The organism is Rhodococcoides corynebacterioides (genome assembly GCF_019834675.1).
GTDB classification, from domain to species: domain Bacteria; phylum Actinomycetota; class Actinomycetes; order Mycobacteriales; family Mycobacteriaceae; genus Rhodococcoides; species Rhodococcoides corynebacterioides_A.
Genome location: NZ_JABUBU010000015.1, coordinates 26,228 through 48,341, shown reverse-complemented (window position 1 = coordinate 48,341; position 22,114 = coordinate 26,228). Strand labels below are relative to the sequence as shown.

General features: G+C 70.7%; 17 protein-coding genes. 7 read left to right on the top strand and 10 right to left on the bottom strand.

The window, feature by feature from the left end; all coding sequences use genetic code 11:
- The first annotated feature begins 58 nt into the window (after positions 1 to 58).
- Positions 59 to 2,797, top strand: a complete 2,739-nt coding sequence (polA, locus tag HQ603_RS14145) for a DNA polymerase I (protein ID WP_222685158.1) — start codon at positions 59 to 61, stop codon at positions 2,795 to 2,797.
- Between the two features lie 89 nt (positions 2,798 to 2,886).
- Here the strand turns inward: polA and trxA are convergent, their stop codons facing one another.
- Positions 2,887 to 3,258 (bottom strand): thioredoxin, encoded by a 372-nt coding sequence (trxA, locus tag HQ603_RS14140; protein WP_222685156.1) that lies wholly within the window; start codon positions 3,256 to 3,258, stop codon positions 2,887 to 2,889.
- A 135-nt stretch (positions 3,259 to 3,393) separates the two neighbouring features.
- Positions 3,394 to 4,401: a GlxA family transcriptional regulator gene (locus HQ603_RS14135; protein ID WP_222685154.1), complete on the bottom strand. Its 1,008-nt coding sequence runs from the start codon at positions 4,399 to 4,401 to the stop codon at positions 3,394 to 3,396.
- A gap of 82 nt (positions 4,402 to 4,483) precedes the next feature.
- Here HQ603_RS14135 and HQ603_RS18975 point away from each other — a divergent pair, with 82 nt between their 5' ends.
- Positions 4,484 to 4,609, top strand: a complete 126-nt coding sequence (locus HQ603_RS18975; protein ID WP_261773851.1) for a hypothetical protein — start codon at positions 4,484 to 4,486, stop codon at positions 4,607 to 4,609.
- Here the strand turns inward: HQ603_RS18975 and HQ603_RS14130 are convergent.
- On the bottom strand, positions 4,597 to 5,139 hold the full coding sequence (locus HQ603_RS14130; protein ID WP_222685153.1) for a 2'-5' RNA ligase family protein: 543 nt from the start codon (positions 5,137 to 5,139) through the stop codon (positions 4,597 to 4,599). The two genes, HQ603_RS18975 and HQ603_RS14130, sit on opposite strands and share 13 nt — an antisense overlap.
- A 20-nt stretch (positions 5,140 to 5,159) precedes the next feature.
- Here HQ603_RS14130 and HQ603_RS14125 point away from each other — a divergent pair, with 20 nt between their 5' ends.
- Positions 5,160 to 6,263 (top strand): isocitrate/isopropylmalate dehydrogenase family protein, encoded by a 1,104-nt coding sequence (locus HQ603_RS14125; RefSeq protein ID WP_222685150.1) that lies wholly within the window; start codon positions 5,160 to 5,162, stop codon positions 6,261 to 6,263.
- 3 nt (positions 6,264 to 6,266) lie between these two features.
- Here HQ603_RS14125 and HQ603_RS14120 read toward each other — a convergent pair whose 3' ends face one another.
- Positions 6,267 to 7,121: a class I SAM-dependent methyltransferase gene (locus HQ603_RS14120; protein WP_222685214.1), complete on the bottom strand. Its 855-nt coding sequence runs from the start codon at positions 7,119 to 7,121 to the stop codon at positions 6,267 to 6,269.
- Between the two features lie 282 nt (positions 7,122 to 7,403).
- On the opposite strand from HQ603_RS14120, the gene rpsA reads away from it, so the two are divergent.
- Positions 7,404 to 8,876 carry a 30S ribosomal protein S1 gene (rpsA, locus tag HQ603_RS14115; RefSeq protein WP_068152752.1) on the top strand — a complete coding sequence of 491 codons (1,473 nt, stop codon included), beginning with the start codon at positions 7,404 to 7,406 and terminating at the stop codon, positions 8,874 to 8,876.
- A 196-nt stretch (positions 8,877 to 9,072) separates the two neighbouring features.
- Here rpsA and HQ603_RS14110 read toward each other — a convergent pair whose 3' ends face one another.
- Positions 9,073 to 9,297 (bottom strand): hypothetical protein, encoded by a 225-nt coding sequence (locus HQ603_RS14110; protein WP_222677941.1) that lies wholly within the window; start codon positions 9,295 to 9,297, stop codon positions 9,073 to 9,075.
- A gap of 197 nt (positions 9,298 to 9,494) precedes the next feature.
- Between HQ603_RS14110 and coaE the strand changes: the two genes are divergently transcribed.
- Positions 9,495 to 10,751, top strand: coding sequence for a dephospho-CoA kinase (gene coaE / locus HQ603_RS14105; RefSeq protein WP_222685149.1), 1,257 nt, complete (start codon positions 9,495 to 9,497; stop codon positions 10,749 to 10,751).
- On the opposite strand, the gene HQ603_RS14100 is transcribed toward coaE, so the two are convergent.
- Entirely contained in the window at positions 10,716 to 11,237 is a 522-nt protein-coding gene (locus tag HQ603_RS14100) for a DUF402 domain-containing protein (protein WP_222685147.1), read from the bottom strand. The genes coaE and HQ603_RS14100 overlap by 36 nt on opposite strands.
- Positions 11,234 to 12,787, bottom strand: a complete 1,554-nt coding sequence (locus HQ603_RS14095) for an ATP-dependent DNA ligase (RefSeq protein ID WP_222685145.1) — start codon at positions 12,785 to 12,787, stop codon at positions 11,234 to 11,236. The genes HQ603_RS14100 and HQ603_RS14095 overlap by 4 nt, the downstream gene beginning before the upstream one ends.
- A gap of 92 nt (positions 12,788 to 12,879) precedes the next feature.
- On the opposite strand from HQ603_RS14095, the gene uvrB reads away from it, so the two are divergent.
- Positions 12,880 to 15,042 carry an excinuclease ABC subunit UvrB gene (gene uvrB, locus HQ603_RS14090; protein ID WP_068152744.1) on the top strand — a complete coding sequence of 721 codons (2,163 nt, stop codon included), beginning with the start codon at positions 12,880 to 12,882 and terminating at the stop codon, positions 15,040 to 15,042.
- A gap of 48 nt (positions 15,043 to 15,090) precedes the next feature.
- Here uvrB and HQ603_RS14085 read toward each other — a convergent pair whose 3' ends face one another.
- Together HQ603_RS14085 and HQ603_RS14080 are read right to left on the bottom strand one after the other, a co-directional pair.
- Positions 15,091 to 15,981, bottom strand: coding sequence for an ABC transporter permease (locus HQ603_RS14085; protein ID WP_222685143.1), 891 nt, complete (start codon positions 15,979 to 15,981; stop codon positions 15,091 to 15,093).
- Positions 15,978 to 18,926: an alpha/beta fold hydrolase gene (locus HQ603_RS14080; RefSeq protein ID WP_222685142.1), complete on the bottom strand. Its 2,949-nt coding sequence runs from the start codon at positions 18,924 to 18,926 to the stop codon at positions 15,978 to 15,980. Before HQ603_RS14080 ends, HQ603_RS14085 begins: the two co-directional genes overlap by 4 nt.
- 202 nt (positions 18,927 to 19,128) lie before the next feature.
- Between HQ603_RS14080 and HQ603_RS14075 the strand changes: the two genes are divergently transcribed.
- Complete coding sequence (locus HQ603_RS14075) at positions 19,129 to 19,581, top strand: universal stress protein (RefSeq protein WP_222685140.1); 453 nt, start codon at positions 19,129 to 19,131, stop codon at positions 19,579 to 19,581.
- Between the two features lie 87 nt (positions 19,582 to 19,668).
- On the opposite strand, the gene HQ603_RS14070 is transcribed toward HQ603_RS14075, so the two are convergent.
- Complete coding sequence (locus HQ603_RS14070; RefSeq protein WP_222685138.1) at positions 19,669 to 22,014, bottom strand: HelD family protein; 2,346 nt, start codon at positions 22,012 to 22,014, stop codon at positions 19,669 to 19,671.
- Positions 22,015 to 22,114 lie beyond the last annotated feature (100 nt).

The window sequence follows — 22,114 nt, the reverse complement described above, 5'->3', positions numbered from 1 at the left end:
GGCGCGGGTTCGGTGCGGGGCGCCGTGGGTGTCGGTGGTCGTCCCTAGACTGAGGCGCGTGAGTCCCGCTGCCACCACCTCGTCCGCCCCGTCGTCCGCGAGCGCGAAGTCGACGGCGGCGGCCCCGCCGCTGCTGATGCTGATCGACGGCCATTCGGTCGCCTACCGGGCGTTCTACGCCCTGCCGGCCGAGAACTTCCGCACCACCAGCGGGCAGACCACCAACGCGGTGTACGGCTTCACGTCGATGCTGATCAACCTGCTGCGGGACGAGAGTCCGACCCACGTCGGCGCCGCGTTCGACGTCTCGCGGCAGACGTTCCGCGCGGACATGTACTCGGAGTACAAGGCCAACCGCATCAAGACGCCCGACGAGTTCGCCGGGCAGATCGACATCACCAAGGACGTCCTCGGTGCGCTCGGCATCCCGGTGATGGCCGAGCCGGGATACGAGGCGGACGACATCATCGCGACGCTGACGACGCAGGCGGTCGAGGCGGGTTACCGCGTGCTGGTCGTGACGGGCGACCGCGACTCGATCCAACTGGTGAACGAGAACGTGACCGTGCTCTATCCCCGCAAGGGCGTCTCGGACCTCACGCGCTTCACCCCGGAGGAGGTGAAGACCAAGTACGGCCTGACGCCCGAGCAGTACCCGGACTTCGCGGCACTGCGCGGCGACCCGAGTGACAACCTCCCCGGCATCCCGGGCGTGGGGGAGAAGACCGCGACCAAGTGGATCACCGAGTTCGGCAGCCTCGACGCGCTGGTCGACGGCGTGGACACCGTGCGCGGCAAGGTCGGCGACGCCCTGCGCGCGAACCTGTCGAGCGTGATCCTCAACCGCCAGCTGACCGAGATGGTGCGCGACGTGCCGCTGCCGTACACCCCGGACCAGCTGCAGTTGCAGCCCTGGGACCGGGAGCGGGTGCACGCCCTGTTCGACGACCTCGAGTTCCGCGTCCTGCGCGACCGCCTGTTCGCCACCCTCACCTCCACCGAACCGGAGGCGGAGGAGGGCTTCGAGGTGCGCGGCCGGGCGCTCGTCCCGGGCGAGCTCGGGGAATGGCTGCAGACGCACACCGCGGAGGGACGCACCGGACTGTCCGTCGTGGGGTCGCGATCGCCGTTCGACGGCGACGCGACGGCGCTCGCGTTCGCCGCCGCGGACGGCGAGGGTGCGTACGTGGAGACGGTCGCGCTCGACGAGGCCGACGAGGCCGCGCTCGGACAGTGGCTGGCCGACGCCGACCGGCCGAAGGCGTTCCACGAGGCCAAGTGGGCTCTGCACGCGCTGCGCGGCCGCGGGTGGACGGTCGCGGGGCTCTCCAGCGACACCGCGCTGGCCGCGTACCTGGTGCGGCCCGGTCAGCGCAGCTTCGCGCTCGACGACCTCTCGTTGCGCTATCTCAAGCGGGAACTGCGCGTGGAGGACGGCGGCGAGTCCCAGCTGTCACTGCTCGACGACGCGGACGAGACGCAGGCCGCCGTCGCCGAGGGCGAGATTCTCAAGGCCCGCGCCGTCGCGGACCTCGCCGACGCGCTCGACACCGAGCTGACGGACATCGAGTCCCGGCCGTTGCTGTCGGACATGGAGCTGCCCTTGCTCGAGGTGTTGGCGACGGTCGAGAACACGGGTATCGCGGTCGATCTCGATCACCTCCACGACTTGCAGAGCCAGTTCGCGGGCGAGGTCTCCACGGCGGCCGAGGCCGCCTACGCAGTGATCGGCAAGCAGATCAACCTGGGTTCGCCGAAGCAGCTGCAGGTGGTGCTCTTCGACGAGCTCGACATGCCCAAGACCAAGCGCACCAAGACGGGGTACACCACCGACGCCGAGGCGCTGCAGTCGATGTTCGAGAAGACCGAGCATCCCTTCCTGCGGCACCTGCTCGATCATCGCGACGCCACGCGGCTCAAGGTCACCGTCGACGGGTTGCTCAAGACGGTCAGCGCCGACGGCCGGATCCACACCACGTTCAACCAGACCATCGCGGCCACCGGTCGGCTGTCCTCGACCGAGCCCAACCTGCAGAACATTCCGGTCAAGACCTCCGCCGGCCGACGTATCCGGGAGGGTTTCGTCGTCGGTGCGGGATACGACTCGGTGCTCACCGCCGACTACAGCCAGATCGAGATGCGCATCATGGCGCACGTGTCGGGCGACGAGGGGTTGATCGAGGCGTTCAACACCGGCGAGGACCTGCACAGCTTCGTGGGATCCCGCGCCTTCGGAGTGCCCATCGACGAGGTCACGCCGGAACTGCGCCGGCGCGTCAAGGCCATGTCCTACGGGTTGGCCTACGGACTGAGCGCCTACGGACTCTCGCAGCAGCTCAAGATCTCCACCGACGAGGCCAAGGAGCAGATGGACGCGTACTTCTCCCGCTTCGGTGGGGTGCGCGACTACCTGCACGAGGTGGTCGAGGCCGCCCGCAAGGTGGGGTACACCTCCACCCTCTACGGGCGTCGTCGCTACCTGCCGGATCTCACCAGCGACAACCGTCAGCGCCGCGAGGTCGCGGAGCGCGCAGCGCTCAACGCGCCCATCCAGGGCACCGCGGCGGACATCATCAAGGTGGCCATGATCGACGTGCAGCGCGGCCTGGTCGAGGCCGGGCTCACCTCACGGATGCTGCTCCAGGTGCACGACGAGCTGGTGCTCGAGGTGGTCGAGTCCGAACGCGAGCGGGTCGAGGCGCTGGTGCGGGAGAAGATGGCCGGCGCGATCACGCTGTCGGTTCCGCTGGAGGTGTCGGTCGGTTTCGGCCGCACCTGGGACGACGCCGCGCACTGAGACCGCGCACCGACACGACGACGGCGCGGAACCCCTCGGGGGGGCTCCGCGCCGTCGTGCTGCGGTCGTGCGGGGGTTGGATGGCGCCGTTACTCCGCCGCGACCTGCTGCTCGGCGATCTGCTTGCGCACCTCGTCCATGTCCAGCGCCTTGACCTGGCCGACCAGGTCCTCGAGCGCGGACTGCGGAAGCGCGCCCGGCTGCGCGAACACCAGGACGCCCTCGCGGAACGCCATCAACGTCGGAATGGACCGGATGTTGGCCGCCGCCGCCAGACCTTGCTCGGCCTCGGTGTCGACCTTGCCGAACACCACGTCCGGGTGGTTCTCCGAGGACTTCTCGAAGGTGGGAGCGAACTGCTTGCACGGTCCGCACCAGTCGGCCCAGAAGTCGACGAGAACCACGTCGTTCCCGGTCACGGTCTCGTCGAAGTTCTGCTGGGTCAGCGTCTGCGTAGCCACTGGTGATGCTCCTCGCTGGGGTCGGGATCGGTGGGCTTCGAGGGGTGCAACAGACCGACCGGCGGTGTCATTCCCACGGTCTTTCCCCCCGGTCTCGTCCCTCGGTCTTGTCCCCTCGGTCTTCCCGCGCACCGGTCACACCGACACCGGCACCGCCCGGAAGGTGCGCCGGTAGGACTGCGGTGTGGTGCGTCGCAGTCGCAGGAAGTGCTGCCGCAGGACCGCCGCGGAACCGAAGCCGACGCTGTCGGCGACGGCGTCCACCGACAGGTCGGTCGACTCGAGCAGCCGCTGCGCCTCGAGCACCCGCTGATCGCTGATCCAGCGCGCCGGGGTGGTGCCCGTCTCCGCCTGGAACCGGCGCGCGAAGGTCCGGGACGACATCGACACCCGCGCCGCCAGGACGTCGACGGAGAGGTCCTCGCGGAGGTTCTCGGCGATCCAGTCGATCAGCGGGGCCAGGGTGTCCGAGTCGCACTCCGGCACGGGCACGGCGACGTACTGCGCCTGTCCACCGTCGCGGTGCGGCGGCACCACCATGCGCCGTGCGATGCCGTTGGCCACCGCGGCGCCCTGGGCGGACCGCACGATGTGCAGGCAGAGGTCGATGCCGGCGGCGGTGCCCGCGCTGGTGTAGACGTTGTCGTCCTGGACGTAGAGGACGTTGGAGTCGACCGTCGCGGCGGGGAAGCGCTCGGCCAGCTGCGCCGCGTGGCGCCAGTGCGTGGTGCACCGACGGCCGTCCAGGAGCCCCGCCGCGCCCAGGACGAAGGCGCCGGTGCACAGGCTCGCGACCCGTGTGCCTCGCGCCACGGCGGCACGCAGTTTCTCGGCGAGCGGCTCGAGGTCCCCGAGGTCCGAGCCGTTGCCGGTTCCGCACACGTACGACCCGTCCGCGGTGGTGGCGGTGCCACCCGCGGGCACGACGATCAGGTCCGCGTCGTCGAGTCGATCGAGGTCGTAGGGCACGTCGATGGAGTACCCGAACCGCGTGCGGATCGGCTCGGGGACGGCGGCGATCAACGAGAAGTCGTAGACCGGCAGTCCCTCGTCGGACCGGTCGAACCCGAAGACCTCGCACGCGACGCCGAGCTCGAACGCCTCGGTCAACGGCAGGAGCGGCAGGACCACCTTCGTCAGCACCGCATCAGTATGGCAGAAAAACGACGAAACATGTCGTTTCTGCCACTGGTAGCGAGAAGTGCTGCGTCGGAACATCTCTCGTATGACATTTCTGGTGCTTCTTCTCGGTGTCCTGGTCGTCTACGGCATCCTGGCCGCGCTGGCGCTGGCCGATCGCGTGCCCGACACCCATCGCGAGGTGACCCGCCACGGCGACTACCGGTTCTGAGCGTCCCCGAGCGTCCACTCCCGCTTCGCGTCGCCGTCCCACCGGCGCACACCCGACACCGTGGCCTCGAGATCGCTGAGCGTCGGTACGAGAGCCGCTGCGGCGGAACCGATCTCGTCGGACCGGCCGCGCATGGCGAGCGTGACGTGCGGCGTCCACCGACCCGGATGCAGGTGGGGCGGAACACCGGGCGAGTCGCCGAGCAGAGCCTGGACCCGGCCGTGGAACTCCATCAGCTCGGCGGACGGGACGACGGCGCGGGCCAGCGTCGCGCGCGCCCCGCCGAACACCACCAGTCCGCCGAGGCGCAGGGCGGACGGTACCGCGCCCTTCGTCGCCACGAGGTCGGCCAGGCGCTGCTCGGCGCCGGAGTCGAGCGACGACGCCACCGCCACCGTCACGTGCGGGCGGTTGGACGCGCCGGTGTGGCGCGCCTGGCTGGGCAGCCCCAGCTCGGCGAGGTAGGCCCAGTCGCGCCGGATCGCCGCGTCGCTGTCGGCGTCGAGAAGCAGTTCGAGAGACTGGACCATGGTGAGCAATGATGGCGACCATGACGAGCGCAGCGCACACGGGGGCGGGCCACGGACCGCGTATCGGGGTCCTGGTCGGCGACGGCATCGGCCGGGAGATCGTGCCCGGCGTCGTGCGGATCGTCGACGCCGCGTTCGAGGGCGTCGGGACGACGGGCCCGGACTGGGCCCGGCTTCCGTTCGGCCGCGACGCCCTCGACGAGCACGGCGACGCGGTGCCGGCCGCCACCGTCGCCGCCCTCGAGGACCTGGACATGTGGATCCTCGGGCCGCACGACAGCGCGTCGTACCCGCCCGAGACACGCGGCGATCTCACGCCCGGCGGCCGCATCCGCAAGCACTTCGACCTGTACGCCAACATCCGTCCCGCTCGCGCCCTCCCCGGTGTCCGCGCCGTGTCCCCGCGGATGGACCTCGTCGTGGTGCGCGAGAACACCGAGGGCTTCTACGCGGATCGCAACATGGCCGTCGGGTCCGGGGAGTTCATGCCGACTCCCGACGTCGCCCTGGCGGTCGGGGTCTTCACCCGCCGGGCGGCCGAACGCATCGCCGAGCGCGCCTTCGTGCTCGCCGAGCAGCGTCGTCGACGGGTGACCGTGGTGCACAAGACCAACGTGCTCCGCCTGACGACGGGCCTCTTCCGCGACGTGTGCGCGGAGGTGGGCGAGCGGCACCCGGACGTCGAGGTGACCTACGAGCACGTCGACGCCATGGCCGCCAAGTTGGTCCGCAGCGGCGAGGAGTTCGACGTCGTCGTGGCGGAGAACATGTTCGGCGACATTCTGTCGGACCTCGCCGGGGAGCTGTCCGGGTCTCTCGGCATGGCCGCGTCGATCAACGCCTCCGCGGAGAAGGTCATGGCGCAGGCCGCGCACGGCGCCGCGCCGGACATCGCCGGTCGCAACCGGGCCAACCCGACCGCTCTGATCCTCTCGGCCGCGGCGATGTTCGAGCATGCCGCCGGAACCGGCGGGCCGGACCACCTCGTGCGAGTTGCCGGTCGCCTTCGCGGCGCGGTCGAGCACACCGTCGCGTCGGGCGTCGCGACCGCGGACATCGGCGGACAGGCGTCGACGTCGGAGTTCGTCGAGACGGTCGCCGCGCACGCGCTGCGGGGAGTCTGACCGCTACTCGGCGTCCGGGTTCGGTTTGGTGGTGCAGAAGATCGCCGTGCCGGGGAACAGCCGCCCCCGCAGCGGGGACCACTGACCCCACTCGCGGTCCAACCACTCGGGCCAGTCCGGTTCCACGACGTCCATCAGCGTCAGTCCCGCGGCGACGATCTCGCGGACCCGGTCGCCGACCGTGCGGTGGTGCTCGACGTACGTCGCGGTGCCGTCGGCGTCGAACTCCGCGTACGGGGTCCGGTCGAAGTACGGGATGGTGGCGGTGAGGCCGTCGGGACCGGGATCGTCGGGAAAGATCCAGCGCACGGGGTGATTGACGGAGAACACCCACCGGCCGCCGGGCCGCAGCACGCGAGCGGCCTCACGCATGACTCGGGCGGAATCGGCCACGAAGGGCACCGCGCCGAACGCGGAGCACACCACGTCGAACGACGCGTCCGCGAACGGCAGGCTCTCCGCCGACGCCTGGAGCAGGGCGGGCGCGGGGGAGTCGGGGTCGCTCGCCCGGGCTCGGTCGATCGCCGCGACGCCGTGGGCGAGCATGCCGGCCGAGATGTCGAGCGCGACCGCGCGGGCTCCCCGGTGGGCGAGCCACCGGGAGCAGGGGGCCGAACCGCACCCGATCTCGAGCACGTCGCGGCCGGTCACGTCGCCGAGCAGGTGGACGTCGCCCTCGTGCAGGCCCTCGGGGCACCAGACGAACTCGCCCGTCGGGCTGTCGACCCCGAGGAACTCGCCGTGGGTGCGGTGGTAGTCCGCGGCGTCGACGTCCCACCACGAGCGGGAGGCGCGCTCGCTGGCGGCGGAGTCGACACGCCGCCGGGCCGGCTGGGATGGGATCGGCCGGGACGGGATCGGCCGGTCCGGAGCGGAGGGTGTCGGAGCGGGGGAGTCGGCGGCCACGCGGGACACGGTAACCGGGTTTGCCGGGCGTGTGCGGCACCGAGTAGTCTTCGGAACGCGAATGTCTGCCCTCCGCACGTCACGTGCGAGGGGCTCGGCGTCCGTGACTCTCGATTCCGAGCCTCGGCTCGCTGCCGAATCTACGGCAGCAGGGGCCGCGTGTCCCGGCAACCGAGGGTCTGTCCGACCGAACATCCATCCACCGACACCAACCCGTCCGGAGCACCTCACCACATGGCCTCATCCACCGTCACCTCGCCGCAGGTAGCCGTCAACGACATCGGCTCCGCCGAGGATTTCCTCGCCGCCATCGACGCGACGATCAAGTACTTCAACGATGGCGACATCGTCGAGGGCACCATCGTCAAGGTCGATCGCGACGAGGTCCTGCTCGACATCGGTTACAAGACCGAAGGCGTCATCCCCTCCCGCGAGCTCTCCATCAAGCACGACGTCGACCCCAACGAGGTCGTCTCCGTGGGCGATGAGGTCGAAGCTCTCGTCCTCACCAAGGAGGACAAGGAGGGTCGACTGATCCTGTCGAAGAAGCGCGCTCAGTACGAGCGTGCCTGGGGCACCATCGAGGAGCTCAAGGAGAAGGACGAGGCCGTCAAGGGCACCGTCATCGAGGTCGTCAAGGGTGGCCTCATCCTCGACATCGGCCTCCGCGGCTTCCTCCCCGCATCGCTCGTCGAGATGCGTCGTGTCCGCGATCTGCAGCCGTACGTCGGCAAGGAGATCGAGGCCAAGATCATCGAGCTCGACAAGAACCGCAACAACGTGGTCCTGTCGCGCCGCGCCTGGCTCGAGCAGACCCAGTCCGAGGTCCGCAGCGAGTTCCTGCACCAGCTGCAGAAGGGCCAGGTCCGCAAGGGCGTCGTGTCCTCGATCGTCAACTTCGGTGCGTTCGTCGATCTCGGCGGCGTCGACGGTCTGGTCCACGTCTCGGAGCTGTCCTGGAAGCACATCGACCACCCGTCCGAGGTCGTCGAGGTCGGCACCGAGGTCACCGTCGAGGTTCTCGACGTCGATCTCGACCGCGAGCGTGTCTCCCTCTCGCTCAAGGCGACGCAGGAAGACCCGTGGCGTCAGTTCGCCCGCACCCACGCGATCGGTCAGATCGTGCCGGGCAAGGTCACCAAGCTCGTTCCGTTCGGCGCGTTCGTTCGCGTCGAGGAGGGCATCGAGGGCCTGGTGCACATCTCCGAGCTGGCCGAGCGCCACGTGGAGGTCCCGGACCAGGTCGTCACCGTCGGCGACGACGCGCTGGTCAAGGTCATCGACATCGACCTCGAGCGTCGCCGCATCTCGCTGTCGCTGAAGCAGGCCAACGAGGACTACAGCGCCGAGTTCGATCCGTCCAAGTACGGCATGGCCGACTCGTACGACGAGCAGGGCAACTACGTCTTCCCCGAGGGCTTCGATCCCGAGACCAACGAGTGGCTCGAGGGATACGACAAGCAGCGTGAGGAGTGGGAAGGCCGGTACGCCGAGGCCGAGCGTCGCCACAAGATGCACACCGCTCAGATGGAGAAGACCGCCGCCGACGAGGCGCAGGAGGCAGCCAACGCTGCCGCCGGCTACTCCTCGGAGACCGGTTCCACGCAGGGTGCGCCCGCCGCAGCCGCGTCGGAGTCCACCGGTGGCTCGCTTGCCAGCGATGCGCAGCTCGCTGCTCTCCGCGAGAAGCTGTCCGGCGGAGCATGATTCGCCGACCCGGCGGAGCGTGATTCGCCGACCCGGTGGAGCATGATTCGCCGGTAGTCACCACGACCAGGCCCCGAACCGCACTGCGGTTCGGGGCCTGGCCCGTGTCCGGGGGGCTTCGGTGGAGGACGAGCAGGCCGAACGCGAACGACCCGGCCCTTCGACGAAGGACCGGGTCGTGACGACGGGTGGGAGATCAGCCGGCGGTGGCGGGGCTCCACCCGGTGCCGAGGGCGCTGCCGCGCTTGCGCATCGACGCGAAGCTGTGCCGCGCCGGGCTGAGCAGAGACGTGAACCAGTTGCGACGGTGCTCGGCGAGGGCGTCGGCGACCTCGGGAATGAGAATGCAGTGGACGCCGTCCGGCATGCCCAGACGATGCCGCCCCGGCTGCCCCCGCCTCTCGCCTGCGATCGTGTTCATGCCCGTGTCCCCGCCTGTCGCGTCGTGTCGTCGTCTCGGCCGGTGTCGGCCTGGTCCGGCTCGTCGCGCGAAGCAAGCGTCGAGACCGGTCGTGCGCCTCGAAGATAACCGACAGGTCGGGAAACGCCCGGTATTGACGACGGTGATTCGCGGCGTGTCCGGTGCGTCCGACCGAGGGCTCGGCCACACTGGACCCCGTGATCAGAATCGGATTGACCGGAGGAATGGGCGCGGGCAAATCCACCGCCGCGCGAGCACTCGCAGACCTCGGTGCCGTCGTGATCGACGCCGACGCGATCGCCCGCGAGGTGGTCGAACCGGGCACCCCGGGACTGGCCGCGCTGACCGAACGATTCGGTGATCGCATCCTGGCCGACGACGGCTCGCTGAACCGACCGGCGTTGGGCGCCATCGCCTTCGCCGACGACGAGTCGCGGCTCGCGCTGAACGGCATCGTGCACCCGCTCGTCGGCGCGCGACGAGCCGAGTTGCTCGCGGAGGCCGCGCCCGACGCGATCGTCGTCGAGGACATTCCGCTGTTGGTCGAGACGGGAGCGGCGCCCTGGTTCCCACTCGTGATCGTCGTGCACCTCGACGAGGAGGAGCGCATCCGCCGGCTGGTCTCCTCGCGCGGGGTGGACGAGGCCGACGCGCGGTCGCGCATCCGCTCGCAGGCCACCGACGAGCAGCGACGCGCGGCGGCCGACGTGTGGCTCGACAACTCGGGCGGTCCGGACGATCTGGTCGACGCCGTTCGAACTCTGTGGGATTCGCGGTTGGTGCCGTTCGAACGCAACGTCCGGGACGGCGTCGTCGCTCGTCGACCGGTCGCGATCGCGGCGGCCGACCCGACGTGGGCCGCGCAGGCGGAGCGGCTGATCGGGAGGCTGCGCGCCGCGTGCGGTGACCGCGCCGTGCGGATCGACCACATCGGGTCGACGTCCGTCCCGGACTTCCCGGCCAAGGACGTCCTCGACATCCAGATCACGGTCCGCTCGTTCGAGGACGCCGACGCGCTGCGAGAGCCCCTGCGCGGCGCGGCTTTTCCCGTCCTGGAGTGGGCCACCGTGGACGATCCGCACCCGTCCGCCGTGCCCGGGGAGGCCGACTCCTCCCTGTGGGAGAAGCGGACGCACGGCAGTGCCGACCCCGGTCGACCGGCCTTCGTGCACCTGCGGGTCGACGGGTGGCCCGGGCAACGGTTCTCTCTCATGTTCCGCGACCGGTTGCGGGCCGACGCTGCCGCCCGCGCGGAGTACCTCGCCGTGAAGGAGCGTGCCGCGCACGAGGTGGACGGCACGAGCGACCCGGCCGAGGCCGTTGCGACGTACTCGGCGGCGAAGGGGCCGTATTTCGAGGGCGTCTACCCGCGGGTCCTCGAGTGGGCGACGTCGACCGGCTGGCAACCGGATTCGTCGTCAGCGCCAGGTGACGGGCATGCCCCGAGCACGTAACCACGCGTCGAGATCGTGTCCCGCCGCGGCGATGCCGTCCATAGCATCGGCGGCGCGGGTCACGGCCGACTCCGCGGCGTCGTCGTCGATCAGACCGGCGCGCACCGCGGCGAACAGCTCGTCGACGTCGAGCAGGTCCTGTCCGCGGCCGGTCCGGACGACGATGTCGAGGTAGTGGTCGGTCGAGCGCCACACCGAGCCGTCGACGACGTACTCGCCGACGTCGACGTAGCGGTCCTGATCGCGTCGGTGCTCGGGGACGAAGTGAAAGACGGTCGCGCGCAGGCCGAGTGCCGGGAGAAGCCAGGATTCGACGTAGTGGAACTGTCGATGATCGGCGGGGCGGGCCATGTACAACCCCCACGGATGCGCCTCGTACACATCGACGGGGCGGACGTACCCCTTCGGATCGGTGTTGGTGCGCGCGAGGGTGTCGAACACCTCGACCTTGGGCGGATGCACGTGCACCTGCTTCGCGGACGTCATGGGTGGACCGTACCGGCGCGTCGGCTCAGGAGGGCGGTGGGCCGAAGAGCGCCTTGACGCTCTCCACCGGTGTCGGCCTGCTCGGCGGTCTTGTCGTCGCGATAGCGCACCACGCGGGCGAAGCGCAGCGCGATGCCGCCGGGATAGCGCGTGGAGCGCTGCAGCCCGTCGATCGCGATCTCGACCACCTGCACGGGCTGCACGTGCACGACGTGGTCGGATCGGTGCGTTTCGAGCTCGAGGAAGCGCTCGGTCTGCCACGCCAACATCTCGTCGGTCATGCCCTTGAACGTCTTGCCGAGCATGACGAATCCGCCGCGGGGATCGACCGCGCCGAGGTGCAGGTTCGACAGCAACCCCGTCCGGCGCCCGGATCCCCACTCGACGGCGAGCACCACGAGGTCGACGGTGAAGACGGGCTTGACCTTGACCCACGCCGCCCCGCGTCGACCGGCCTCGTACGGCGCCGCCGGGTTCTTGATCACCACACCCTCGTGCCCCGCGGCGACGGCCGAGGCGGCGAACCGTTCCGCCTCGGCGGCATCGGCCGTGGTGAGGCGCGGGACACGATGCTCGGCGTCGACGAGACGGTCGAGCACGGCGATCCGGTCGGACCACGGACGGTCCAGGAGATCCTCGCCGTCGACGTGCAGGACGTCGAAGAAGAACGGCGTGACGGCCACGCCGGTGGCCTGCGCGGTGCGCGAGGCCGTGTCCTGGAACGGGCGGGGGCGACCGTCCTCGCCCAGCGCGAGGGCCTCACCGTCGAGCACCACGGACGACACGGCCAGCGAGCGCACGTAGTCGACGACCTCGGGCAGCCGGGCGGTGATGTCGTCGAGACTGCGCGTCGCGACGGACACCTCGTCACCCGTGCGGTGCACCTGGATGCGAATGCCGTCGAGCTTGGTGTCGAGGGCCACCGGACCGCCCGCGGACCCGGCGGCCTTCACGACGCCGTCGGTCACGGTGGGGGCGCTCGAGGCGAGCATGGGCGAGACGGGCCGGCCCACCGTCAGGCCGATCGCCGCGAGGGCGCCCTCGCCGCCGGACACCGCGGCCTCCGCGGCGGCCGGAGTGGAGCCGGACAGCATGGCGGCGCGGCGCACTGCCGCCAGGGGGAGATCGGTCGCCGCGGCCACTGCTTCCTGCACCAGCGCGTCCAGGGCGCCCTGCCGCAGTTCGCCGGTGACCAGTCCGCGCAACCAGGTCTGCTCGTCCGCGGTGGCCCGGGCGAACAGCTGCGCGGTCTCGTCCGCACGGGCCCGCTGCGACCCCGGCCCCTGCAGCGCGGAGAGCCGCTCGAAGACGTCGTCGGCGTCCTGTGCCGTCAGGGTCGAGGTGTCGGCGGGACGCGGCAACCGGGCCAGGCCCCGCCACCCGAGCCCGGTCCGCCGCTGGCGCAGCATTCCCGAGGCGTACCGCACCACCAGGCCCACCTCGTCGTCCGCGCACTCGCGGAGGAGGTCGGCGAGAGCGGCCACTTTCGCTTTGCGAGAACGCGTGGCGGCGACGGTGGCCGAGGTGTCGACGATGCGCGCGAGGTCCATGGGGCCATTCTGGACTCGGGGACCGACACCGGTGGCCGCTCCGGTCGGCTGCGGGCCCGATTCCTGTCGGTGGTCGGGCCTACTCTGGAGTCATGGCATTTGCGGCTGAACAACCGGTTCTCGCGCACTCCGAGCACCGGCCCGTGAGCGAGATCGAGCGCAGCACCCGTCCCTTCGAGGTCGTCAGCGAGTACTCGCCGGCCGGCGACCAGCCGGCCGCCATCGAGGAACTCGCCCGGCGCATCAGGGGTGGGGAGAAGGACGTCGTTCTGCTCGGCGCCACCGGCACCGGCAAGTCCGCCACCACGGCGTGGCTGATCGAGCAGGTGCAACGTCCGACCCTGCTGATGGCCCCCAACAAGACGCTCGCCGCCCAGTTGGCCAACGAGCTGCGGGAGATGCTCCCGAACAACGCCGTCGAGTACTTCGTGTCGTACTACGACTACTACCAACCCGAGGCGTACATCGCGCAGACCGACACCTACATCGAGAAGGACTCGTCGATCAACGACGACGTCGAGCGTCTGCGTCACTCGGCCACGGCGAATCTGCTCTCGCGGCGAGACGTCGTGGTGGTGGCGTCGGTGTCCTGCATCTACGGCCTGGGCACCCCGCAGTCCTACGTCGACCGGTCGGTGTACCTGAAGGTCGGCCAGGACGTCCCGCGCGATCAGTTCCTGCGGCTGCTCGTGGACGTGCAGTACACGCGCAACGATCTGGCGTTCACCCGCGGGTCCTTCCGCGTGCGCGGCGACACCGTGGAGATCATCCCCTCCTACGAGGAACTGGCGGTGCGCATCGAGTTCTTCGGCGACGAGATCGAGGCCCTGTACTACCTCCACCCGCTGACCGGAGACGTGGTCCGTGAGGTGGACAGCGTCCGCATCTTCCCCGCGACCCACTACGTGGCGGGTCCCGAGCGCATGGAGCGCGCGGTCCGCGACATCGAGGCCGAACTCGAGGAGCGGCTGGCCGACCTCGAGAACAAGGGCAAGCTGCTCGAGGCGCAGCGGCTGCGGATGCGCACGCAGTACGACCTCGAGATGATCAAGCAGGTCGGCTTCTGCTCGGGCATCGAGAACTACTCGCGGCACATCGACGGCCGTCCCGCCGGTACCGCGCCCGCCACCCTGATCGACTACTTCCCCGAGGACTTCCTCCTCGTCATCGACGAGTCGCACGTCACCGTGCCGCAGATCGGGGCGATGTACGAGGGCGACATGTCGCGCAAGCGCAACCTCGTCGAGTTCGGGTTCCGCTTGCCGTCGGCGACGGACAACCGCCCGCTGACGTGGGAGGAGTTCACCCAGCGCATCGGGCAGACGGTGTACCTGTCCGCCACGCCGGGCAAGTACGAGCTCGGTCAGAGCGGCGGCGAGTTCGTCGAGCAGGTCATCCGGCCGACGGGTCTGGTCGATCCCGAGATCGTGGTCAAGCCCACCAAGGGGCAGATCGACGATCTGGTGCACGAGATCCGCGAGCGCACCGAGAAGGACGAGCGCGTCCTGGTCACCACCCTGACCAAGAAGATGGCCGAGGACCTGACGGACTACCTCCTCGAGCTGGGGATCCGGGTGCGGTACCTCCACTCGGACATCGACACGCTGCGACGGGTCGAATTGCTCCGCCAGCTGCGGCTCGGGGAGTACGACGTGCTCATCGGCATCAACCTGCTCCGCGAGGGCCTCGACCTGCCCGAGGTGTCGCTGGTCGCCATCCTCGACGCCGACAAGGAGGGCTTCCTGCGCAGCGGCACCAGCCTCATCCAGACCATCGGCCGCGCGGCCCGCAACGTCTCCGGCCAGGTGCACATGTACGCGGACACCATCACCGACTCGATGCAGTACGCGATCGAGGAGACGGAGCGGCGTCGCGCCAAGCAGGTCGCCTACAACGAGGAGATGGGCGTCGATCCGCAGCCGCTGCGCAAGAAGATCGCGGACATCCTCGACCAGGTGTACGAGGAGGCGGAGGACACCGACAACGTCGTCGACATCGGCGGGTCCGGCCGCAACTCCAGTCGCGGCCGCCGGGCACCGGGCGAGGCCGGCCGAGCCGGCAGCAGCGGTGTGGTCGAGGGACGCGACGTGTCCACGATGCCGCGGGCGGAACTGGCCGACCTGGTCAAGCAGCTCACCGATCAGATGATGAACGCCGCGCGCGAGCTGCAGTTCGAGCTCGCGGGGCGGCTGCGCGACGAGATCCAGGATCTGAAGAAGGAACTGCGCGGGATGGACGCCGCCGGGCTGTCGTGACCCCGACGGCCCGGCGACGGCCGGATCAGCTGGTGATGTCCGCCCAGCTCAGCTGGTGATGTCTTTCGTGGCGAAGCGGCGCCACGCCACGATGCCGAAGAGCGTGGCGTAGGCGAGCGAGGAGAACGCGCCGTCGAGCAGGTCGTTCCACGACAGGGTGGGGGACAGGACGCTGGTCCACGAGGTGGAGTAGTGCCCCGGCAGCGCGTTGCGCAGCGAACCCAGCGCCGTGATCTGGTCGAGGATCTGCGCGACGATCGACACCATGACGGTGCCGCCCACCGCGCCGAGCGGCGCGTCGGTCGAGACCGAGAGGGCCATCGCCAGACCGGCCACCCACGTCAGGTTGATCGCGATGAACACGACGCCGATCGCGAGCCGCCCCAGGGAGGTCCCGAACGGCAGCGAGTCCCCGAACGGTGACACCAGGGCGCCGAACCCGTAGAGCGCGCTGCCGAGCACCAGAGACACCCCGACCAGGGTGGCCAGCGCCGCGACCGAGAGGATCGCGGACACGATCGCCTTCTGTCGCAGCAGACGTCCGCGTGCGATCGGCACCGCGAGCAGGTAGCGCAGCGAGGACCACGATGCCTCGCTGGCCACTGCGTCCCCGAAGAACAGGGCGACCACGACGATCAGCAGAAACCCCACCGAGACGAAGAGTGCGAACACGGTGAAGTTCACGCCGCTCCGCGTGCCCAGCTCGATCAGACTGCCGCTGGCACTGTCCGACTCCGATCCCCCCACCGCGAACGCGATGGCCAGGATCACGGGCAGCAGGGCCAGGAACCCGAGGGAGAACTGGGTGCGTCGGCGGGTGAACTGACGGGTCAGTTCCGTGCGCACCGACAGCGTGCGCCCCGCGTCGTACCCGGCCACCCGTCCGTCGTCGGCGTGCGGATCCGCGGAGCCGGAATGCCCGGCTGCGGTGCTGCTCACGAGCGTGCTCCTGCCGTTGTCGGCTCCGGCCGGTCGCCGGAGGCCGTGTCGTCGTGGACGAGTTCGAGGAAGACGTCCTCGAGACGGGTGGACCGGGATGCCGTGGACACCTCGACGCCGGCCGTCACCAGTGCCCGGACGGCGACGGCGGGATCGGTGACCCCGAGCTGCGCCTTCACCGCACCGGTCTCGTCGTCGACGAGCACCTCGCCGACCCCGTCGAGGCCCCGCAGGATGTCCGCGGCCTCCGCCGGTCGGTCCACCCGGAACTCGACCGGTCCGCTGGCGCCGATGAGATCCTCGACCGGCCCCGCACTGACCACGACGCCCTTGTTCATCACGACCACGTGCGTGCAGGTCTGCTCGACCTCGGCCAGCAGGTGGCTGCTCACCAGCACCGTGCGTCCGGTGCGGGCGTAGCGGATGAGGACGTCGCGCATCGTCCGAATCTGCGGCGGGTCGAGACCGTTGGTCGGTTCGTCGAGCACCATCAGGTCCGGGAGGCCGAGCATCGCCTGGGCGATGGCCAGACGCTGACGCATGCCCTGGCTGTACGACTTCACCTTGCGATCGACCGAGCGGCCCAGGTCCGCGATGTCGAGCGCCTCCTCGAGGTGCGCGTCCTCGGCGGGACGGCCGGTCGCGCGCCAGTACAGCTCCAGGTTGTCGCGGCCGGACAGATGCGGCAGGAAGCCGGACCCCTCGACGAAGGACCCGAGCCGGGAGAGCACCGGCGCGCCGGGCGTCACGGCGTGGCCGAACACGCGGATCGACCCGGCCGACGGCGTGATGAGGCCCATGAGCATGCGCAACGTGGTGGTCTTGCCCGCCCCGTTGGGCCCGAGCAGGCCCAGCACCTGACCGGGCTCCACCCGGAAGGAGACTCCGTCGACGGCCCGGAATCCGTTGGCGTAGTTCTTCGCCAGGTCCGTGATGACCAGAGGGACGTCGACCAGGTCGGGGTCGACGTCGGCCGCGGTGCGGCGTCGTGCTCGGACGGTGGCCCCTGCGGCCAGCGCGGCCACCAGCGCGGCGAGTGCGGCGATCCCGACGACCGGCACGATCGGGAAGGACGACGTCGTGCTTTCGGCGGGGACGGTGGGGAGTGCGAGTCGGCCGTCCGCCAGCGCCACCGAGACGGCCGCCGGTTCGAGCGGGACGGCGTAACCCTGATCGGTGGTGGCGAACGCGACTTCGATGCGGTGACCCGCGGCGACCTGATGCGCCACCGCGGGCAACGAGACGGTCACCGTCGTCGGCGTGGCGGCCGGCGCCACCCGCACCGCCGAGACCAGGCCCGACGGGAGGGTGCGACGACCGTCGTCGGACACGTCGTAGAGCTTGGCGAACAGCACGGTGCCGGAGGATGCGGAGGTCGGGCCGACCGTGACGTCGACCGCCGTGGAACCGGTGATCGTGTAGGAGCTGTCCAACGGCTCGGTGACGAACGACGCCGTCTGACCGGGAAGGTCACCCGCGAGCAGCGGTCCCAGCGCGTCGGACGCCCCGCCGGGCAGTCCCGACAACGATCCGACGCCGGGGAACGACGACACCGCGGACGGTGACGCGCCCGGCGGCCGCGCGATGATCTGCGTCGGCGTGCCGGTGGCGGACGACAGCGTGAACTCGGTGCGCTCGGTGGGCTCGGTGCCTGTGCCTGTGCCTGTGCCTGTGCCTGTGCCTGTGCCGGACAGGCCCGGGTAGCGCGCGGCCACGAGGTCGCGAGCCCGATCGCCCTGGTCCGTCGGGTCGCCGGCGAGGGTGTAGGCGAAGGACGGGTCGGCCGGGTGGGAGTCACCGATGAGATGGTCGACCAGGAAGTCGGCCACGGCGGCGTCGGCGGCGGGGGACGTGCCACCCGCGTCGTGTCCGCCGTCGAACCACCGCACCTGGACCGAACCGCCGGCCGCGGCGATTTTGCGCGCCGTCGCGTCGGCCTGCTCGAGCCCGAACAGGGTGTCCCGCTGCCCCTGCACCAACAACGTCGGCGCGGTGATCGCGTCGGCCACGGACGAGGGGGACCGTTGCCGCAACAGCTCGGTGGTCTCCGCCGACGGTTGGCCACCGACCGCCGACGTCGCGTACGCGGCGCAGACGTTCAGGGCGAAGCGACCGCACGCGGCGGCGGGGTCGGTGGGGTCGATGCTCGGCGCGGCCGCTCCGCCTCCGGGACCGCCCGCGCCGGCGCCGGCCGCGGTGGCGGTCACGGTGCTCTCGCCGGTCGGCAGCGCTCCGGCGCCGAAGAAGATGCCCGCCCAGCCACGCTTGAGTACGCCCGCGTCGCCGTTCTCCGACGGTGCCGGCGTGGTGGTCGGCGTCCCGGTGCCGGCGGCGGCGGAATAGTTGGGGAACAGGCTCTGATTCAGGTCGTTCCACGTGATCGAGGCCGCGTCCGCGTCGATGCGCGGATCGGTGCCCGCCGCCATCAGCGCCAGCGCGCCGCCGTAGGACCCACCGGCCACACCGACCCGAGGGTCGCCGGGGGAGTCGAGTTGCACCTCCGGCCGGGTGGCGAGGTAGTCGATCAGCGCCCGCGCGTCGGCGACCTCACGGTCGGGGTCGTTCAGCCCGATGCGGCCGGTGCTGGCGCCGAACCCGCGGGCGCTGTAGGCGAGCACGACCAACCCCCGCGACGCGAGGTCGCGGGCCTGGCCGTCGACCGACCGCTTGTCCCCGCCGAATCCGTGCGCGAGGATCACCGCCGGAGCGGGACCGGCGACGTCGGGGAGATAGACGGTGGCGTCGAGCTGCACCGTCGCGGACGACCCCGGGCCCTCGGGGACGTCGCGCACGACGTCCTCGGTGCGCACCGCAGCCGTGTCGGAGCCGGTCGTTCGCAGCGCGACGACGCCGACGATCGCGAGCACCACCAGAACGACGATCCCGAGAACGACCGGTCGCGTGCGGAGAAATCGCCCGGGCAACCGGAAGCGGGGTCGAGGCATGACACCGAATGTAGGCGAGCCCGGCGTCGGGTGCCGTGAGCGCGCCCCCGCCGCTCCCGCCGCCTGCGGTGGAGTAGTGGCTTACCCGAAGCCGTGTCGGGGCATCCGGCCTGCGACTAAGGTTCACCCGACACTCGAACACCGTCCTGGTCAGGACCGCTCTACTCGAACTCACCTGTTCGTCGAACCACTGGAGGAATGCATGAGCGCTTACCGCTCCGTCGTCGTCGGAACCGACGGTTCCGATTCGTCATTGCGGGCCGTCGAGAAGGCAGCAGCGTTGGCGGGAGACGCCGACGCCACCTTGTTCATCGCATGCGCGTACTACCCGACCGACTCGAAGTCGTCGGGCCACGATGCCGACGTTCTCGGGGAGGACGCCTACCAGATCACGGGTTCGGCTCCCACGCAGGAGATTCTGCGAACCGCACGCGAGCGCGCCACCGCCGCCGGGGCCACCACGATCGAGGAGCGACCGGTGGTCGGCAACCCCGTCGACGCCCTGCTCGAGCTGGTGGGCGAGACGAAGGCCGACCTCCTGGTCGTCGGCAATCGCGGGCTCAACTCTCTCACCGGCCGGCTGCTGGGTTCGGTGCCGTCGGACGCGGCGCGCAAGGCGCGGTGCGACGTCCTGATCGTCCACACCACCCGCTGATCGACCCGTCGCGGCACGGTCACCTCCGGCGTCGGCCCCGACCGCGGGCCGGCGCCGGACGGTGAACCTTCACGACGAAGACCGGTGTCACCCCTGCGTCGGTCGATACTCGGGCACCACGCCGAGAACGTCGGGCAGCGGCGCCGCGTGCACGATGTCGACGCGCTGGGTGGCGCGCGTGAGCGCCACGTAGAGGTCGTTCAGTCCGCGGGCGGAGTCGGCGGCGATCGCGGCCGGTTCCACCAGCAGGACCGAGTCGAACTCGAGGCCCTTCGCCTCGCGGACGGTGCACACCGTGACGTCGGGACCCGCCCACCGCTGCAGCGACTCGACGAGATCGAGGGGCGCCAACACCGCCGAGGTACCGGGCCGCGGGTGCGCGGCGACATGGCGCCCGACGGCGTCGACCAGGTCCTCCGGCGCGACGCGGTCCGCGCGGGGTACCTCGGTGCCGTCCCGGACCGGCCGCGGCGGCGTCGCCTCCGGGTCGAGGACCGCCAGGACCCGGTGCGCGAGTTCCATGATGGCCGCCGGCGTGCGGTAGTTCACGGTCAGTTCGGTCAGCTTCCACCGACGCGCCACGTACGGCCCCAACACGTCCTGCCAGTTCGACGTCCCGGCGGGGGCACCCGTCTGCGCGACGTCCCCCACCAGCGTCATCCACCGATTCGGAATGCGACGCATCACCATGCGCCACGCCATCGGGGACAGCTCCTGCGCCTCGTCGACGATCACGTGACCGTAGGTCCAGGTCCGGTCGCCGGCGGCGCGTTCGGCCGCGGTGAGGCGACGCGTGTTCTCGTGGCGCTGTGCGAGCCGGTCCGCGTCCACCAGGTCGTAGGCCATGAGGATCTCGGGGTCCAACTCGTCCTCGAGGTCCTGCGGCGCCGAGCCGGTGAGGATGTCGAGGGCGCCCTGGGCGTCCTCGATCTCGGCGCGCCACCGCCGTCGTTCCCGTTCGCGCTCCGCGGCGTCGTCGGTACCGAGCAGCTCGGCGAGTTCGTCGAGGAGGGGAGCATCGGACGGGGCGAAGCGGCCGTCGTCGCTGCGCGCCACGGCGGCGCGATCGTCGTCGGACCACGTCGGTGTCGCGGTCCGCAGCCGCTCCGGCGATGCGAGGAGGTCCGCGAGCACCTGCTGCGCGGTCAGTTCCGGCCACAGCCGCGCCAGCTCGCGGGCGATGTCGGGGTCCGCGCGCATCTCGTCCCGGGTGTCCGCCAGATCCTCCCGGCTGAGCAGGTTCGCCCCACCGAGCACGTCGCCGCCCACCTGGGCCGCGAACTGATCGGCGAGCAGGTCGATCATCGTGGACACGAAGATCGGGCGCGCGAGATTGTGCGGTCGCCGAGACGACCGTGCCCGACCTCGCGCCCTGGTCACGGTCTTGCGGTCGATCCGCAGCGGATACCCGTCGAAGCGGACGACGACGGGCTCCCGCGGCACCTCCTGCCGGTCGCGGACCGCGGCGACGAGGACGTCGACGATCGCGAGGTCGCCCTTCAGCTCCGCCTCGCGGGCGGACTCCGACCGACTCGCGTCGACGCCGGGGAACAGCGTGCCGACCGTCGCCAGCAGCACTCCCGTCTCGCCGAGCGACGGGAGCACCTGACCGATGTAATCGAGGAACGTCGAGTTCGGGCCGATGACGAGCACGCCGCTCTTGTCGAGCTGCTGACGGTACGTGTACAGCAGGTACGCCGCGCGGTGCAGGGCGACGGCCGTCTTGCCCGTTCCCGGCCCGCCCTGCACCACCAGCACGCTGCGGTGGGTCGACCGGATGATGTCGTCCTGCTCGCGCTGGATGGTCTCCACGATGTCGGTCATCTGGCCCGTCCGCGCCGCGTTCAGAGCGGACAGCAGCGCGCTCTCGCCCGCGACGCCGTCGCTGCCGATCTCCACGCCCGCGTCGCGAGCCGCGTCGAGGTCGAGGTACTCGTCCGCGACGCCCGTGACGCGCCGGGCGCGCGTGCGGAGATGCCGTCGTCGCCGCACGCCCTCGGGCGCGGCCGGCGTCGCCAGATAGAACGGGCGCGCGAGCGGGGCGCGCCAGTCGTAGAGCAGGGAGTCGAAGTCGTTGTCCTCGTCCAGGATTCCCAGGCGGCCGATGTACCGGGGCGCGTCGTCGTCCTGGACGTCGATACGGCCGAAGCACAGGCCGTTCTCCGACGAGTCGTACTTCGCGAGGTCCTCGGTGTAGAGCGCGGTGAAGGACTCTCGTTCGCTGCGGGCCTGCGGAGTCCCCCCGGTCTCGAGGAGAACGGTGCCGAGCCGCGACTTCGCGTAGGCACGCAGTTCGTCGAGACGGCGGTAGAGCACGTCGAGCCGGGCCTGTTCCGGGGCGAAGGCGGGGTCGACCGCCGGGTCGGCGGAACGGGTCCGAGCAGAGGTGTGGTCGGCGGTGTCGTCGGTGGACGGGGTGGCCGGATCCGGCACGGGGCCTCCTGAACGCAAGAAACGAGAGCCAGAAGAGTCTACGGGCGTGAGACACGACGACGGCCGACGCACCCGCGAGGGGAATGCGTCGGCCGTCGGT

Excerpts from the sequence above, each read along its gene's own strand:
- HQ603_RS18975 (WP_261773851.1), top strand. The coding sequence starts at position 4,484 with ATGACATTTCTGGTGCTTCTTCTCGGTGTCCTGGTCGTCTACGGCATC.
- HQ603_RS14130 (WP_222685153.1), bottom strand. The coding sequence starts at position 5,139 with ATGGTCCAGTCTCTCGAACTGCTTCTCGACGCCGACAGCGACGCGGCG.
- HQ603_RS14125 (WP_222685150.1), top strand. The coding sequence starts at position 5,160 with ATGACGAGCGCAGCGCACACGGGGGCGGGCCACGGACCGCGTATCGGG.
- rpsA (WP_068152752.1), top strand. The coding sequence starts at position 7,404 with ATGGCCTCATCCACCGTCACCTCGCCGCAGGTAGCCGTCAACGACATC.
- HQ603_RS14110 (WP_222677941.1), bottom strand. The coding sequence starts at position 9,297 with ATGAACACGATCGCAGGCGAGAGGCGGGGGCAGCCGGGGCGGCATCGT.
- HQ603_RS14100 (WP_222685147.1), bottom strand. The coding sequence starts at position 11,237 with ATGACGTCCGCGAAGCAGGTGCACGTGCATCCGCCCAAGGTCGAGGTG.
- HQ603_RS14095 (WP_222685145.1), bottom strand. The coding sequence starts at position 12,787 with ATGGACCTCGCGCGCATCGTCGACACCTCGGCCACCGTCGCCGCCACG.
- uvrB (WP_068152744.1), top strand. The coding sequence starts at position 12,880 with ATGGCATTTGCGGCTGAACAACCGGTTCTCGCGCACTCCGAGCACCGG.
- HQ603_RS14080 (WP_222685142.1), bottom strand. The coding sequence starts at position 18,926 with ATGCCTCGACCCCGCTTCCGGTTGCCCGGGCGATTTCTCCGCACGCGA.
- HQ603_RS14075 (WP_222685140.1), top strand. The coding sequence starts at position 19,129 with ATGAGCGCTTACCGCTCCGTCGTCGTCGGAACCGACGGTTCCGATTCG.